Origin of the sequence: Terrabacter sp. 2YAF2, assembly GCF_052114705.1 — a bacterium.
Taxonomy (GTDB): Bacteria; Actinomycetota; Actinomycetes; order Actinomycetales; family Dermatophilaceae; genus Terrabacter.
The window spans coordinates 1-14050 of record NZ_JBFRFG010000002.1 but is presented as its reverse complement, the minus strand read 5'-3'; the positions used below and the strand labels follow the sequence as shown (position 1 = coordinate 14050).

The window sequence follows — 14050 nt, the reverse complement described above, 5'->3', positions numbered from 1 at the left end:
CGCACCGGTGCTCATCGTGCTGCGGTCTGGGGGTTGTTCCCGACGTCGGATGCCGCGCGAGCCTTCGCGTGACGCTGGCTTCGAGCCAGGGCAGGAAAGCCGTTGGCGCGACGGACGACCATCCAGACCGTCGGGGCCACGAGCAACGCGGCCAGCAGGGCGATGCCGGTCGCCGCGGTCCCGAGGCCGAGCAGCTTGAGCGCCGAGGCAAGAAGGACGAACGCCAGGACGCGCCGGATGAACCCTCCCGGAGCCCGCGAGGACAACCGGGCCCCCACCCAGGCCCCGGGGACACAGCCGACGAGCAGCGAGGTGGTGAGGGCGAGCTGGAAGTCGCCGAAGAAGATGTGGGCCACCGCTGCCGCGGCAACCAGAGGCACGGCCTGCACGAGGTCCGTCCCGACGAGCTGACTGGCCTTGAGAACGGGGTAGAGCGCCATCAGGGCGATGATGATGAGGGAACCCGAGCCCACCGACGTCATCCCGACGACGAGCCCCCCGACCGCCCCCACCAGGATCGTCGGGAGCCTGCGAACCTCCACTTGCGGACGTTCCTGGGGAAGGGGCTCCGCTCGGCCGTCGCGGCGTCGGGCCCGCTCGAGGAGTCTGGTGTAGGCCCGAAAGGCCAGGCCGAAGGCGGCGATCAGGAGGGCGACCCCGAGGGCCACCTGGATGGTCTGCTGGACGACGGCGTCCGTCCCCAGCGACTTGACGACCATGACCCCGAGGAATGCCATCGGCACCGACCCGACACACAACCATTTGACGAGTGACAGGTTCACGGTCCCGCGTCGCAGATGAACGATCGAGCCGACGGGCTTCATCACGGCGGCCGCGACGAGGTCGGACGACACGGCGGTCAGGGGTGGTATGCCGAAGACGAGCACGAGCACGGGCGTCATCAGCGCGCCACCACCCATGCCCGTGAGGCCGACGACGACGCCGATCCCGAAAGAGGCTGCGACCAGGAGCCAGTCGATGGTCATGGGGTCCCCGTTTCGAGCCAGCCTCCGCCGGCCAGATAGATGAAGAGTCGCTCGACCGCGGCGGCATTCGAGACGGCCGTCGTGTCGATCGTGATCTCGGCGTTCGTCGGAGCCTCGTACGGGTCGGAGATGCCGGTGAAGTTCGGGATGAGCCCCGCTCGGGCCTTGGCGTACAGACCCTTGAGGTCGCGGCGCTCGCATTCCTGCAGGGGCGTGTTGACGTGCACGAGCACGAAGTCCCCGACCTCGCCGACCATCGTCCGGACATCGTCTCGGGCCTGCGCGTACGGAGCAACGGGAGCGCAGATCGCGAGCCCGCCATGACGTGCGACCTCCGTGGCGACGAAGCCGATACGCCGGACGTTGAGGAGCCGGGACTCGTGGTCGAAGCCCAGCCCGGACGACAGGAGCTGCCGCACGACGTCTCCGTCCAGGAGCGACACCGTGCGGCCCGTCTGCTGGCTGATCCTCGCCGCCAACGAGCGGGCGATGGTCGACTTGCCGGACCCCGACAGGCCGGTGAACATCACGACCAGTCCGCGGCGGGCACGAGGAGGTCGCCAGCGGCTCAGGGCTTCGAGATCGGTGGGATGCAGGACCGCGGGGTGGACGCCTCCGTCGTCGAGCTGTCCCACCACGTCGCGCCAGCGAGCGGCGGCGTCGTCGAGCCCGACATCGTCGCTCAGGACGAGCACGTTGCGAGCGCCCACGTGAGCTGACAGGGCTGCCACGAGCGCGGGGTCGCTGACCGGGTCACGCCACGCCAACGGCGCGGTGGCCACGTCCACGTGCACACCGCCCGCTCCGGCGGAGGCCCGATCGACCGAACGAGAGGCGAGCTCCGCCATGAGCAGTGTGGGCACCCCTGCGGTGTCGACCGATTGGTCAGGCACCGCCACGAGTACCCGAGCTCGAGGACTGCTGCGACGGACCTCGCGCAGGAACGTCGTGAGCCGCGGTTCGTCGGAGGTCAGGGCCGGTCGGCCGAACACGATGAGGCCGTCGTAGGCACCCGCGGACACCGTGAGGTCGACGGCCAGCTCTCGAGCGGCGCCGCTCTCACGCAGCCGTTCGCGCGTCAGGGTCCCCGTCACCAGCACCTCGTCGCCGACGTCGCCGACGTCGCCGACGTCGTTGCCGACCGCCGTGGGCGTTGCGCGAATCATCGCCAGTGAGGCCAGCGGAGTCTGTTCCTGGTCGACGAGGGTGAGACATCCTGCGGCACTGGCCAGACGTGCGAGATCGGGATCCACCACCAACCCGGCGCAGACCGCCCCCCGTGGTCGAGCAGACGGCCGCGGCGCACTGACGATCCGTCCGCCGAGGACGTGCCCGCTGGGCAGGATGCCGTCCAGGACGAGCTCGACGTCACGGATCTCTCTCGGCGCCATGACGCGCACGGGCACCGCTCTCACCACGGTCACCGGACTCTCCCCCGCCGTCCGTCCACCGCTCGGAGGTAGAGGTCCTCCAGCTGGTCGGTTGCGGAGTCCCAGGAGTAGTCCTCGAGGACGCGGACCCGCAGGTCGTCCCCGGATCCCCCCAGGGCGCCGGCGAGCATCTGCTCCAAGGCAGTCCGCAGCGAGTCGACGTCCCCTCGGGTGAAGATCCGGTGCGCCGGTGAACCGGAGCCGATGACCTCGAGGTGGGGAGCGATGTCGCTCGCCAGCACCGGGACACCGTTGGCGATCGCCTCGAGCAGAGTCAGTGGGAGTCCCTCGAGGTCGGAGGGCTGCACGAAGACGCCGGCGCGTTGGAACACCTCCTCCAGGTGCGCGCCACCCACGAAGCCCGCGAACACGATCCGCGGGTCGTCCCCGGCGAGCTCACGCAGGCGCCGGCTGTACTCATCGCTGAAGGACGAGTCCCCGATGATCGCCAGCTGGCGGATGCAGTCGCTCGCCAGCACGGCCCGGATGAGCAGGTCCGGGCGCTTCTCGGGAACGAGACGGCCGACGAACAAGGCGTACTCATCAGGGACGAGGCCGATCGATCGAACGAAGTCGCTGGCGTCCGTGAGCACGGGAGTCGTGACCCCGTTGGGGATGCACGCCACGGTCTTGCGGAAGTGCTCACCGTAGTGCGCAGCCAGATCACGGGAGACCACCACGGTGCGGTTCGGCACCCGACCGCTCATCCAGTGGGCCGCACCGAGAACGGCCCGTGCCGGCGCTCCCCACTTGTCCCGCTGGTGGTCCAGGCCGTGCACCGTCATCACCACGGCTGCACGCGAGAGGTATCGCGGCACCGGCGTCATCAGGCCCGGACCGAGTGCGTGGTAGTGCACGACGTCTGCACGCCGAGCCAGCGCGCCCCACGTCGAGGCAGCACTGTGCACGATCGCGTCGAGGTGCTTGGTCGCGATCGTCGGGGCCTCGAGCAACGTCATGCCGCGATACGACTGATGTGCGCTCGAGCCGTACGACGACCGACAGAACACGAGCACCTCGTGACCTCGGGATGCCAGTCGGCTGCCCACCTCCTCGACGTGTCTCTCGACCCCACCCATCGTCGCGGGCAGCCCCTTCTGACCGACCATCGCGATGGTCAGCGGCCGCCACCCAGGGGCACCGGCGCCGGCAGCCCCGTCACCTCCTGGCGCACCGCGCGAGGAGGGTTCGAGGTCTCCGAGCTGCCGAGTCACCGGACGTTGTCGGTGATCATGCCGGCGGCGACGGTGCGGTTGGTCGCCTCGTCGACGAGGACGAAGCCGCCTGTGTTGCGGTTGCGGGAGTAGTCGTCGGCCATGAGCGGAACCGTCGTGCGCAGCCGCACCCGACCGATCTCGTTGAGCGACAGCTGGTTCGCCTCCTCGTCACGGTGCAGGGTGTTGACGTCGAGGCGGTACTGCAGCGCCTTCACGATCGTTCGAGCGGTGCGGGTGGTGTGCTTGATGCAGTACTTGCCTCCGAGACGCATCGGGGCGGACTCGTCCATCCAGCAGATCATCGCGTCGAGATCCTGGGCCACGGTCGGCTGGTTGTTCGGCCGGCAGATCATGTCGCCCCGCGAGACGTCGATCTCGTCCTCGAGCCGGACGGTCACCGACATCGGCGGGTAGGCCTCGTCGACCTCTCCGTCAGCGGTCTCGACGGACAGGATCCTGCTGGTGAAGCCCGACGGCAGCACCATCACCTCGTCACCCTTCTTGAGGATGCCGCCGAGCACCTGCCCGGCGTAACCCCGGTAGTCGTGCCACGCGTCGGACTGCGGGCGGATGACGTACTGCACCGGGAAGCGGACGTCGATGAGGTTGCGGTCGCTGGCGACGTGGACGTTCTCGAGGTGGTGCAACAGGCTCGGCCCGTCGTACCACGGCATGTTCTCCGAACGGGTCACGACGTTGTCGCCGTTGAGGGCCGACACCGGCATGACGGTCAGGTCAGGCACCCGCAGCTTGGCGGCGAACTGGGTGAACTCGTCGCGGATCTTCTCGTAGACCTCCTGGGAGAAGTCGACGAGGTCCATCTTGTTCACCACGAGCACGAGGTGCGGCACCTGCAACAGGGTGGCCAGGAAGGCGTGCCGCCTGCTCTGCTCGACCAGGCCCTTGCGAGCGTCGACGAGCACGAGGGCCAGGTCAGCGGTGGAGGCGCCGGTCACCATGTTGCGGGTGTACTGGATGTGGCCCGGGGTGTCCGCGATGATGAACTTGCGGTTGGGCGTCGCGAAGTAGCGGTAGGCCACGTCGATCGTGATGCCCTGCTCGCGCTCCGCACGCAGCCCGTCGGTGAGCAGCGCGAGGTCGACGTAGTCGTCGCCCCGGTCGTGGCTGACCTTCTCGACGGCCTCGATCTGGTCCTGGAACACGGTCTTGGTGTCGTAGAGCAGGCGGCCGATCAAGGTGCTCTTGCCGTCGTCCACCGAGCCCGCCGTGGCGAACCTCAGGATGTCCATCATTTCAGAAGTACCCCTCACGCTTCCGGTCTTCCATGGCCGCTTCACTGAACTTGTCGTCCCCACGGGTCGCGCCGCGCTCGGTCACGCGGGTCGAGGCCACCTCGGCGATGACGAGGTCGACGGTGTCGGCCTCGGATCGCACGGCGGCCGTGAGGCTCGCATCGCCGACAGTGCGGTACCGCACCATCGCGGTGAACACCTCTTCGCCGGGCTTGGGCTGCTTCGTCTCGTGGACCGCGAACAGCATCCCGTCCCGGTCGAACACCTCGCGCTCGTGCGCGTAGTAGATCGAGGGGAGCTCGATGTCCTCGCGCTTGATGTAGTGCCAGATGTCGAGCTCGGTCCAGTTCGACAGGGGGAAGACGCGGATGCTCTCCCCCGTGTGGATCCGCCCGTTGTAGAGGTTCCAGAGCTCCGGGCGCTGGTTCTTCGGGTCCCACTGTCCGAACTCGTCACGGAAGGAGAAGATCCGCTCCTTGGCCCGCGCCTTGTCCTCGTCGCGTCGCGCCCCACCGAAGATGGCGGTGAACCGGTGCTTGTCGAGAGCGTCGAGCAGCACGGGTGTCTGGATGCGGTTGCGGGTGCCGTCCGGCGGCTCGCACACCGTGCCGGCGTCGATCGCCTCCTGGACGCTGGCGACGATGAGCTGCACCTTCAGCTCGTCGACCCGCTTGTCCCGCAGGGCGAGCACCTGGTCGAAGTTGTGGCCCGTGTCGACGTGCATCACCGCGAACGGGATCCGCGCCGGGTGGAAGGCCTTCTCGGCCAGCTTCAGCATGACGATGGAGTCCTTGCCGCCCGAGAACAGCAGCACCGGCCGCTCGAACTCGGCGACCACCTCTCGCATGATGTAGATGGCCTCGGCCTCCAGCAGGTCGAGCTGGCTCAGCTGGTAGTCGTGCGTTGGTGACGTCACTTCGAATCGTCCTCGTCTCTCAGGGCGGACATGGCTGCCAGGAGCAGATCGGCGTGCTCCGGGCGGCAGATCAGCAGGTCGGGGAGCAGTGGGTCCGGCTGGTTGTAGCGAAGGGGCGAACCGTCGATGCGGCTGGCGTGCAGACCAGCGCTGCGGGCCACCGCTACCGGTGCGGCCGAGTCCCACTCGTACTGGCCCCCGGCGTGGACGTAGGCGTCGACGGTCCCATCCAGCACCGCCGTGGCCTTGACTCCTGCCGACCCCATCGGCACGAGCTCCGCGCCGAGGCGTGCCGCGAGAGCGGAGACGAAGGCGGGCGGCCGGGTTCGGCTGACAGCGAGCCGGATCGGCCCCTGGACCGCCGCCGGCAGGGACGGAGGGTCGTCGGTGGCCAAGGTGTCACCCATGGCCGGTCGCGCCACGGCGCCGGCGACGAGCTCGCCACCCTCCCAGAGGGCGACGTGGACGGCCCAGTCCTCACGTGGGATCTCGGAGAACTCACGCGTGCCGTCCAACGGGTCGATGATCCAGACGCGGTCTGCGTCCAGACGCGTCGTGTCGTCGGTCGCCTCCTCGCTCAGCACCGAGTCCGCCGGCCGATGTCGCTGCAGCTGCGCGGCCAGGTGCTCCTGCGACCGCTGGTCGCCCGCCGCCTTGAGCGCCGACGGGTCGAGGTCGGGCTGGTCGCGGCGCAGCTCGAGCAGCACCCGCCCTGCCGACTCAGCCAGCCGACGCGCGAGTCGCGCATCATCCAGCGGGTCGTCGTCATCCCCCGATGCCGTCGAAACCCGTTGCGCGGCATGCTCGCGCCCGTCCGAAAAACTCATCTGTACCCCCCCGGCACATCCGATTCTGGACGCGTGGGATCGGCGTCACGCCCGCCGTCACCTGTGACGGCGTCTGCGTGATCAGCGGCCCCCCGCGACATCTGCGGCGGCGATCCCTGTTGGCGCCCCGCCGTGCATTGGGTTCATGCTACGACCGGGTCGCAGGCGTGTCCGGGGAATGCGCAAAGGTGCCGTTTGCACGTTTGCGCCGCTGATGGTTCGCCTGGGGCTGCGACGTGGCGCACGGTCGTGCCACAGCGCTCGGATCACCAATTCGGCTGAGGCCCAACGAGATCCGGCGGACCTTCGAGGTCAGCGAGGGGCGTGGAACCGCTGTTGGGCGTCGAGGAGCCCGACCTCGATGAGCGCTTCGACGGCGTCGGCCCCGTCGTCGAGAAGGAAGGGCAGCACGTCCGCGCGCTCGGCCTTGGAGAAGTCCTTGAGGACGAAGTCGGCGGGATCCTGGCGTCCCGGAGGCCGGCCGATCCCGAGGCGGACGCGGAGGTAGTCCTTGGTGCCGATCGACTGCGAGATCGAGCGCAGGCCGTTGTGCCCGCCCTCACCGCCGCCCTTCTTGAGGCGGACGACACCGGCGTCGATGTCGAGCTCGTCGTGGATGACGACGAGGCGCTCGGCGGGGACGTCGTAGTACTTCAGGAGGCCCGCGACCGGAGCGCCGGAGACGTTCATGTAGGTCGACGGGACAGCCAGGACGACCTTGGGACCGGCGAGCTTGAGGCGCACCTCGGCGACCCGGGCGCGGGCCTTGTGCGCCTTGAACGAGGCTCGGCCGCCGGTGGCGTCACGGCCGGCGAGCTCCTCGACGGTCATCGCGCCGACGTTGTGCCGGTTGCCGGCATACTCCGGCCCCGGGTTGCCGAGCCCGACGACGAGCCAGGTGTCCATGGGGTCCTCGATCACTGGTCAGTTCGTTGTCGGGCGGGTGCGGGTGCGGGCCCCGCCGAGCCGGAGCTCGAGCGGGACCCGCAGACGCATCGGGTGGCGACGCGCGCCACTCCTGGTGTGGCTCAGGCCTCGTCGCCCTCGGCCTCGGCGCCCTCGGCGGGGGCGCTCTCGGCACCCTCGGCGGCGGCCTCCTCCTCGGACTCCTCGCGCTCGATGCCGGCCTCGGCCTCGGCCTCGGCGAGCTCGGCCTCGAGGGCCTCGGCGGAGATGGCCTGCGTCACGTTGACGACGAGAGCCTCGGGGTCGGTGACCAGCGTCGCACCCTCGGGCAGCTCGACGGCACCGGCGAGGATCTGCGTGCCGGCCTCGAGGCCCTCGACGGAGACGACGACGTTCTCGGGGATGCTCGTGGCCGGAGCCTCGATCTGCAGGGTGTTGTGGTCGAGCGTGACGACGGTCTCGGGAGCGGCCTCGCCCTCGAGGTGCACGGCGACGTCGACGGTGACCTTCTCGCCCTTGCGGACGACGACGAGGTCGACGTGGTCGATGACCGGCTTGATCGCGTCGCGCTGGACGTCCTTGGCGAGGGCGAGCTGCTCCTTGCCGTCGATGACGATGGTGAGCAGGGCGTTGGCCTGCTTGAGGGCCATCATCGTGTCGTGGCCGGGCAGCGAGATGTGCACGGGGTCGGTGCCGTGGCCGTACATGACGGCGGGGATGTTGCCGGCGCGGCGGATCTTGCGGGCGGCGCCCTTGCCGAAGTCGGTGCGCTTCTCGGCGACGAGCTTGGAGGTGTCAGACACAGGAGTCTCCTGGGGATCTCGGGTGAGGCGGGTCTCTGGGTGGTCGGCCTCGACGCGGGACGACGCGCGGTGATCGGCAGTGACGGAGCGGTCCGGTCATGTGGTCCGCACGCAGAGGCGAACCCGACCATGGAGAGCTCCACGTCAGGCCACCGCGTCGATCACGGACCTCGTCACGTCCTGCTGTGGCAGCCGTGCACCGTCCCTCGCCGAGGCAACTGCTCGATCTTACGCGACGGACGCCCGGGCAGCGAAATCCGTGGGCTAGGGCTGGTCGGCGCAGGGCGGGAGCGCGTCGGGACCGGGCAGCGCCCGCGCCTCGTCCGCGCGGACGGCAACGAGCCCGACGACGATGAGCACCCCACCGAGCAGCTGGACGCTCGTCGGCAGCTCGGCGAGGACGAGCCACGCGAAGAGCACCGCGAAGAGGACCTCGGTGAGCGCCACGAACGAGGCCACCTTGGCGCCGAGCATGCGCACCGCCGCGATGCCCGTGACGTAGGCGAACGCCGCAGCCACGAGGGCGATGACGAGCACCGGCACCCACCACTGCACGACGACACCACCCAGCGGCACGCTGGTGGCCCCACGCGTCATGTCGAGCACGCCGACGAGACCTGCGAGCCCCAGGGCCGCTGCACCGACGGCGAGGCCGCCACCGGCGAGGGCGATCGGCGGCACGTCGTCGTCGACGTGGTCGGCGAGCAGGAAGTAGAGGACGAGGCAGACGGCGGCGCACAGGCCCCAGAGGACACCGACGAGGCTGATGCTCGCGCCACCGACGACGTCGAGGACGAGGAACAGCCCGGCGACGGCGAGCGCCACCCCGGCCAGCGTCAGGCGGCGCGGGGCCTGCCGGTGCCGCGCCCAGAGCCAGCCGACGATGAGGATGGGGGCGAGGTACTCGAGCAGCAGGGCCACGCCGACGGAGAGATGGGTCACCGCGTTGAAGTAGGCGAGCTGACAGCCCGCGACCCCGGTCAGGCCGTAGCCGATGACGACCCAGACGTTGCGCCGCAAGGCCGCCCACCGACCGCGGAGCGACCACAGCGCCGGACCGAGCAGCACGAGGGCCGCCAGGGTGACGCGCAGGGTCACGACGGCGCCCGGAGACCAGCCGCCGACGAGCAGCGACTTGCCGAAGGCGCCCGACGTGGCGAACGCCGCGGCCGACGCGAGCGCGACCCCCAGTCCGACGAGCGGGTGCCGGACCGGCCGATTCCGTCGGACGGGCGAGGCCGGCAGGGCCGTCGGCGCCGTCGGCGCCGCGTCGCCACTTCCGGTGGCCGGAGCCACCACGGACGTTCCGACCCGGATGCGCTCCGCCATGACAGTCCTCGTTGCTCCGGCCGGCGGGCTCGCCCCCGCCCTGCCTGATGTCAGTATCAAAACTGATTACACTCATGACAGTAGCGACCGCCGCCGTCAGGAGTCAACATGCTTTTCACCCATGACACCGAGGTTGCCCTCGCCGCCGCCGCTGCCCTCGTCAACACGATGCCCGGGTCGGTGCCCGGCGACCGCGACCCCGACCGCCTGACGAGCCTCGACGAGCTTGCGGCGCTCTACCGTGACCAGGGCTGGACCGGGCGCTTCGACCGCGATGCCGCCGAGCTCGAGGGGGTCCGCGCGCTGCGCACCCGGCTGCGCGGCTTCTGGGAGCTTGACGAGGCCGCCGTCGTCGACCTCGTCAACGAGCTGCTCGCCGAGGCCCGCGCCGTCCCCCAGCTCGTCGACCACGACGGCGTCGGCTGGCACGTCCATGCGACACCGGCCGACGCCCCGCTCCCCCGACGGATGGCCGTCGAGGCGGCGATCGCGGTCATCGACGTCGTGCGGGCGGGCGAGCTCGACCGGCTCCGCGTGTGCGAAGCGGCCGACTGCGACGACGTCGTCGTCGACCTCTCGCGCAACCGCTCGCGTCGCTTCTGCGAGGGCGGGTGTGCGGCGCGGGCCCACACCGCCGCCTACCGCGCCCGCCGGTCCGCCCTCGCCTGAGACCGCCCCACGAACGAAGGGCGTATGCCGTGGGCCCGAGCCCACGGCATACGCCCTCCGTCTTTGGCGATCCACCAACCCCGCTGGCCTTTCGGGGGCACTCGGGGGCGCACGCCGGACCCAGCCCTGCGGGTCTTCGGGGGGTCCACGGGGGGCGAAGCCCCCCGTGTGTCAGGCCCTGCCGTCGAAGAGGCTCGTCACGGAACCGTCCTCGAAGACCTCCTTGATCGCCATCGAGACGAGCGGCGCGATGGAGAGGACCTCGAGCTTGTCGAAGCGGCGGTCGTCGGGGATCGGGAGGGTGTTCGTGACGATGACCTCCTCGACCTTGCACGCCTTGAGGCGGTCGACGGCCGGGCCCGAGAGGATCGCGTGCGTGGCGGCGATGATGACGCCCGCAGCGCCCTGGTCCATCAGGGCGTCGGCCGCCTTGGTGATGGTGCCGGCGGTGTCGATCATGTCGTCGACGAGCACGCAGGTGCGGCCCTTGATCTCGCCGACGACGCGGTTCGCAACGACCTCGTTGGGCCGGTTGATGTCACGCGTCTTGTGGATGAAGGCGAGCGGAGCGCCGCCGAGGCGTGAGCTCCAGTCCTCGGCGACCTTGATGCGGCCGGCGTCGGGTGACACGACGGCGAGGTCGAGGTGGCCGTACTTCCTGCCGACGTAGTCGGCGAGGATCGGCATCGCCATGAGGTGGTCGACGGGGCCGTCGAAGAAGCCCTGGATCTGCGCGGTGTGCAGGTCGATCGCCATGAGCCGGTTGGCCCCGGCCGTCTTGAACAGGTCGGCCATGAGGCGCGCCGAGATCGGCTCGCGGCCGCGGTGCTTCTTGTCCTGCCGGGCGTAGCCGTAGAAGGGCAGCACGACCGTGATGCGCTTGGCCGAGGCGCGCTTGAGCGCGTCGATCATGATGAGCTGCTCCATGATCCACTCGTTGATCGGAGCGGTGTGGCTCTGGATGACGAAGGCGTCGGAGCCGCGCACCGACTCCTCGTAGCGCACATAGATCTCGCCGTTGGCGAAGTCGTAGGCCGAGGTCGGCACCAGATCGGTGCCGAGCGCCTTCGCGACCTCCTGGGCGAGCTGCGGGTGCGCCCGGCCGGAGAAGACCATCAGGTGCTTCTCGGTCGCCTTGTTGATGCCGCTCATGCTTGCGCGTCCTTCGTCTCGGTGGTCGGCTGTCGCTGGGCGGCTCGGGCGGCCTCGTCCGTCTTCGTGCCGGCGCGACGGCGAGCGACCCAGCCGTCGACGTTGCGCTGCTGGGCCCGCGTGACGGCGAGCTGGCCGGGTGCCACGTCGCTGACGACGGCCGAGCCGGCCGCGACGTAGGCACCGTCACCGATGGTGCGTGGTGCGACGATGACGGAGTTGCTGCCGACGAAGCTGTGGGCTCCGACGTCGGTGTGGCCCTTCGTGACGCCGTCGTAGTTGGCGAAGATCGTGCCCGCACCGATGTTGGCGCCCGGGCCGATCGTCGCGTCGCCGCAGTAGGTCAGGTGCGGCACCTTGGCGCCCTCCCCGATGACGGCGTTCTTCGTCTCGACGAAGCCGCCGATCTTGCCCTTCGCGCCGAGACGCGTGCCGGGCCGCAGGAACGAGAAGGGGCCGACCGTGGCGCCGGGCCCGATCTCGGCGAGCTCGGCCTGCGTGCGGACCACGCTCGCGCCGTCGCCGACCTCGACGTCGGTCAGGGTCGTGTCGGGACCGATGACACAGTCGCGGCCGATGGTGCTGGCGCCGAGGACCTGGGTGTTGGGGCGCACGACGGTGTCGGGTCCGATCGTCACGTCCGCGTCGAGCCACGTCGTGGCGGGGTCGATGACGATCGCGCCGTCGCGCATGGCCTGTTCGACGGTGCGGCGGTTGAGCTCGGCACCAAGGCGGGCCAGCTGCACCTTGTCGTTGACACCCTCGGTCTGCCACAGGTCGGCGACGAGGTGGGCGCGCACGCCGAGCCCCCGGCCGCGCGCGATCGCGATGACGTCGGTGAGGTACTTCTCGCCCTGGGCGTTGTCGGTGCCCACTTCGGCGAGTGCGTCGCGCAGCACGGCCGCGTCGAACGCATACAACCCGCTGTTGACCTCACGGATGGCCCGCTGGTGCTCGTCGGCGTCCTTCTGCTCGACGATCGCGACGACCGAGCCGTCGGCCTCACGGATGACGCGGCCGTAGCCCGTCGGGTCCTCGAGCGTCGCGGTGATCACGCTGACGGCGCTGCTGGACTCGTGGTGCGCCGCGACGAGTCCCTCGAGCGTCTCGCTCGTCAGCAGCGGGACGTCGCCGTACGTGACGACCACGGTGCCGGACAGGTCGGCGGGCAGCGCGTCGAGGGCGCACTCGACGGCGCGGCCGGTCCCCTTGACGTCGTCCTGGTCGGCGACGACCGCCTCGGGGTCGACCTGCCTCACGTGCTCTGCGACGCGGTCGCGCTCGTGACGCACGACGACGGCGAGGTGCTGCGGGCTCGTGCCCCGGGCCGCGCGGATCGCATGGGCCACGAGACTGCGGCCGCCGATCGTGTGGAGGACCTTGGGGGTCGTTGACTTCATGCGTGTGCCCTCACCGGCGGCGAGGACGATCACGGCGGTGGGCCGTCGATCGCTCACAGGGCGCAGCTCCTTTGGGTGGATCGGGGTGCACTCGGGTGCGTACGACCCCGGCCGACGTCGGCGCCGGGGTGCGCCTCGGCCATGCTACCCGTGGGGCTGGGGTCGCCGTCCCGCCCCGGGCTCCACCGTGATCCCCTCCACACGGAGTTGCACCTCGCGTACGCCGCCCGAGGGTGCGTATGCCGCCGAGCGGGCCGCGTGGACATCGCGGGCCCCGCTCGGCGTGCGACTGCTCCCCGGGCAGGAGTCGAACCTGCGTCGCTTGTCCTGATTCAAAGTCAGGCGGGCCCTGCCGGCAGACCAACCGGGGATCGTCGAGGGACGAGCACAGGGTAGTGCAGCGGCGCGGCGGATCTGGCGCGGGACGGTCAGGGCGAGCTCGGCGCAGCCGCGGCCTGAAGCCCACCGGAGGGGTCGGACGCCGGCGCGACCGCGTCGGCCGAGGGCGATGCGGGTGTCGGGTCGGCGGTGGGGGCAGGCGCCGGCCCGGCCGGAGTCTGGACGGGAGCAGGGGCAGGTGCGGGCGTCGGGTCGACCGGGGCCACCTGCGCCGGGTCAGCCGGAGAGGTGTCCGCCGACGTCGGAGCGGCCGGAGCGGGTTCCACGGCGGCGGGGGCAGCGGCGGGCGGGACGGGCACCGGCGAGGGCGTCGTCGTCGGAGTCGTCACCGAGAGGTCGTTCTCGGCAGCTGTCGCCGAGCCGGCAGGAGCTCCGGTCGCGGCGCCAACGGGCGCTGAGCCTGTCGTGGTCGGGGTCGTCGTGGTCGGGTTCGTCGTGGCCGGGTCGGTCGGAGCCGTGGTCGTCGACGGCGGCACGGCGGCCGAGCCGGTGCCCGTCGAAGCCGTGGTGTCCGCAGGAGCGGACTGAGCCGCGGGCGACGCCACGACACTGCCCGCACCGGGCAGGGCCGGGGTGAGGTCGATGAGCTGCAGGAGGTCGGTCGGGGAGGGCGGCGGTGCGGGCGCGGCAGGTGCCGGTGCGGCGGCTGCCAGTGCGGCCGCTCCTGGGGCCGCTGCCGGTCCCGATGCGGACGAGGCCGGCGCGGCAGCGGCCGGTGGCGGCGCGACAGCCGGGCCGGCGGTGACCACCACGGCCGCGGGGG

At 70.7% G+C, this 14050-nt stretch carries 14 protein-coding genes and 1 tRNA gene; 3 read left to right on the top strand and 12 right to left on the bottom strand.

The window, feature by feature from the left end; translation table 11 throughout:
* Positions 1 to 11: 11 nt before the first annotated feature.
* The 9 genes from AB4030_RS03020 to AB4030_RS02980 all read right to left on the bottom strand — a co-directional run bounded on the left by AB4030_RS03020 (position 12) and on the right by AB4030_RS02980 (position 9667).
* Positions 12 to 986: a sulfite exporter TauE/SafE family protein gene (locus AB4030_RS03020; RefSeq protein ID WP_442277704.1), complete on the bottom strand. Its 975-nt coding sequence runs from the start codon at positions 984 to 986 to the stop codon at positions 12 to 14.
* Entirely contained in the window at positions 983 to 2410 is a 1428-nt protein-coding gene (cysC, locus tag AB4030_RS03015) for an adenylyl-sulfate kinase (RefSeq protein WP_442277703.1), read from the bottom strand. Before cysC ends, AB4030_RS03020 begins: the two co-directional genes overlap by 4 nt.
* On the bottom strand, positions 2407 to 3495 hold the full coding sequence (locus AB4030_RS03010) for a glycosyltransferase family 4 protein (protein ID WP_442277926.1): 1089 nt from the start codon (positions 3493 to 3495) through the stop codon (positions 2407 to 2409). Before AB4030_RS03010 ends, cysC begins: the two co-directional genes overlap by 4 nt.
* A gap of 131 nt (positions 3496 to 3626) precedes the next feature.
* Positions 3627 to 4883, bottom strand: coding sequence for a sulfate adenylyltransferase subunit CysN (gene cysN / locus AB4030_RS03005; protein WP_442277702.1), 1257 nt, complete (start codon positions 4881 to 4883; stop codon positions 3627 to 3629).
* A gap of 4 nt (positions 4884 to 4887) precedes the next feature.
* Positions 4888 to 5733, bottom strand: a complete 846-nt coding sequence (gene cysD / locus AB4030_RS03000) for a sulfate adenylyltransferase subunit CysD (protein ID WP_442277925.1) — start codon at positions 5731 to 5733, stop codon at positions 4888 to 4890.
* A 65-nt stretch (positions 5734 to 5798) separates the two neighbouring features.
* A complete protein-coding gene (locus AB4030_RS02995; RefSeq protein WP_442277701.1) occupies positions 5799 to 6629 on the bottom strand; it encodes a 3'(2'),5'-bisphosphate nucleotidase CysQ in 831 nt (276 codons plus the stop codon).
* A 312-nt stretch (positions 6630 to 6941) separates the two neighbouring features.
* A complete protein-coding gene (gene pth / locus AB4030_RS02990) occupies positions 6942 to 7535 on the bottom strand; it encodes an aminoacyl-tRNA hydrolase (protein ID WP_442277924.1) in 594 nt (197 codons plus the stop codon).
* A gap of 122 nt (positions 7536 to 7657) precedes the next feature.
* Positions 7658 to 8338, bottom strand: a complete 681-nt coding sequence (locus AB4030_RS02985; RefSeq protein WP_442277700.1) for a 50S ribosomal protein L25/general stress protein Ctc — start codon at positions 8336 to 8338, stop codon at positions 7658 to 7660.
* A 264-nt stretch (positions 8339 to 8602) separates the two neighbouring features.
* A complete protein-coding gene (locus AB4030_RS02980; protein WP_442277699.1) occupies positions 8603 to 9667 on the bottom strand; it encodes an EamA family transporter in 1065 nt (354 codons plus the stop codon).
* Positions 9668 to 9775: 108 nt separating this feature from the next.
* On the opposite strand from AB4030_RS02980, the gene AB4030_RS02975 reads away from it, so the two are divergent.
* Complete coding sequence (locus AB4030_RS02975; protein WP_442277698.1) at positions 9776 to 10336, top strand: CGNR zinc finger domain-containing protein; 561 nt, start codon at positions 9776 to 9778, stop codon at positions 10334 to 10336.
* 171 nt (positions 10337 to 10507) lie between these two features.
* On the opposite strand, the gene AB4030_RS02970 is transcribed toward AB4030_RS02975, so the two are convergent.
* From AB4030_RS02970 to AB4030_RS02960, 3 genes are all read right to left on the bottom strand, one after another.
* Positions 10508 to 11488 (bottom strand): ribose-phosphate diphosphokinase, encoded by a 981-nt coding sequence (locus AB4030_RS02970; RefSeq protein ID WP_442277697.1) that lies wholly within the window; start codon positions 11486 to 11488, stop codon positions 10508 to 10510.
* Entirely contained in the window at positions 11485 to 12945 is a 1461-nt protein-coding gene (gene glmU, locus AB4030_RS02965; protein WP_442277696.1) for a bifunctional UDP-N-acetylglucosamine diphosphorylase/glucosamine-1-phosphate N-acetyltransferase GlmU, read from the bottom strand. Before glmU ends, AB4030_RS02970 begins: the two co-directional genes overlap by 4 nt.
* Positions 12946 to 13180: 235 nt before the next feature.
* Positions 13181 to 13259, bottom strand: a tRNA-Gln gene (locus tag AB4030_RS02960).
* A gap of 256 nt (positions 13260 to 13515) precedes the next feature.
* Between AB4030_RS02960 and AB4030_RS02955 the strand changes: the two genes are divergently transcribed.
* Positions 13516 to 13815, top strand: a complete 300-nt coding sequence (locus AB4030_RS02955; protein ID WP_442277695.1) for a hypothetical protein — start codon at positions 13516 to 13518, stop codon at positions 13813 to 13815.
* Positions 13816 to 13869: 54 nt separating this feature from the next.
* On the top strand, positions 13870 to 14050 hold a 181-nt coding region (locus AB4030_RS02950; protein WP_442277694.1), incomplete at its 3' end, for a hypothetical protein.

What these genes read in the sequence shown, in the direction of transcription:
- AB4030_RS03020 (WP_442277704.1), bottom strand. Translation starts at nt 986, where the DNA reads ATGACCATCGACTGGCTCCTGGTCGCAGCCTCTTTCGGGATCGGCGTC.
- AB4030_RS03010 (WP_442277926.1), bottom strand. Translation starts at nt 3,495, where the DNA reads ATGGGTGGGGTCGAGAGACACGTCGAGGAGGTGGGCAGCCGACTGGCA.
- cysN (WP_442277702.1), bottom strand. Translation starts at nt 4,883, where the DNA reads ATGGACATCCTGAGGTTCGCCACGGCGGGCTCGGTGGACGACGGCAAG.
- cysD (WP_442277925.1), bottom strand. Translation starts at nt 5,733, where the DNA reads ATGCGAGAGGTGGTCGCCGAGTTCGAGCGGCCGGTGCTGCTGTTCTCG.
- AB4030_RS02995 (WP_442277701.1), bottom strand. Translation starts at nt 6,629, where the DNA reads ATGAGTTTTTCGGACGGGCGCGAGCATGCCGCGCAACGGGTTTCGACG.
- pth (WP_442277924.1), bottom strand. Translation starts at nt 7,535, where the DNA reads ATGGACACCTGGCTCGTCGTCGGGCTCGGCAACCCGGGGCCGGAGTAT.
- AB4030_RS02980 (WP_442277699.1), bottom strand. Translation starts at nt 9,667, where the DNA reads ATGGCGGAGCGCATCCGGGTCGGAACGTCCGTGGTGGCTCCGGCCACC.
- AB4030_RS02975 (WP_442277698.1), top strand. Translation starts at nt 9,776, where the DNA reads ATGCTTTTCACCCATGACACCGAGGTTGCCCTCGCCGCCGCCGCTGCC.
- AB4030_RS02970 (WP_442277697.1), bottom strand. Translation starts at nt 11,488, where the DNA reads ATGAGCGGCATCAACAAGGCGACCGAGAAGCACCTGATGGTCTTCTCC.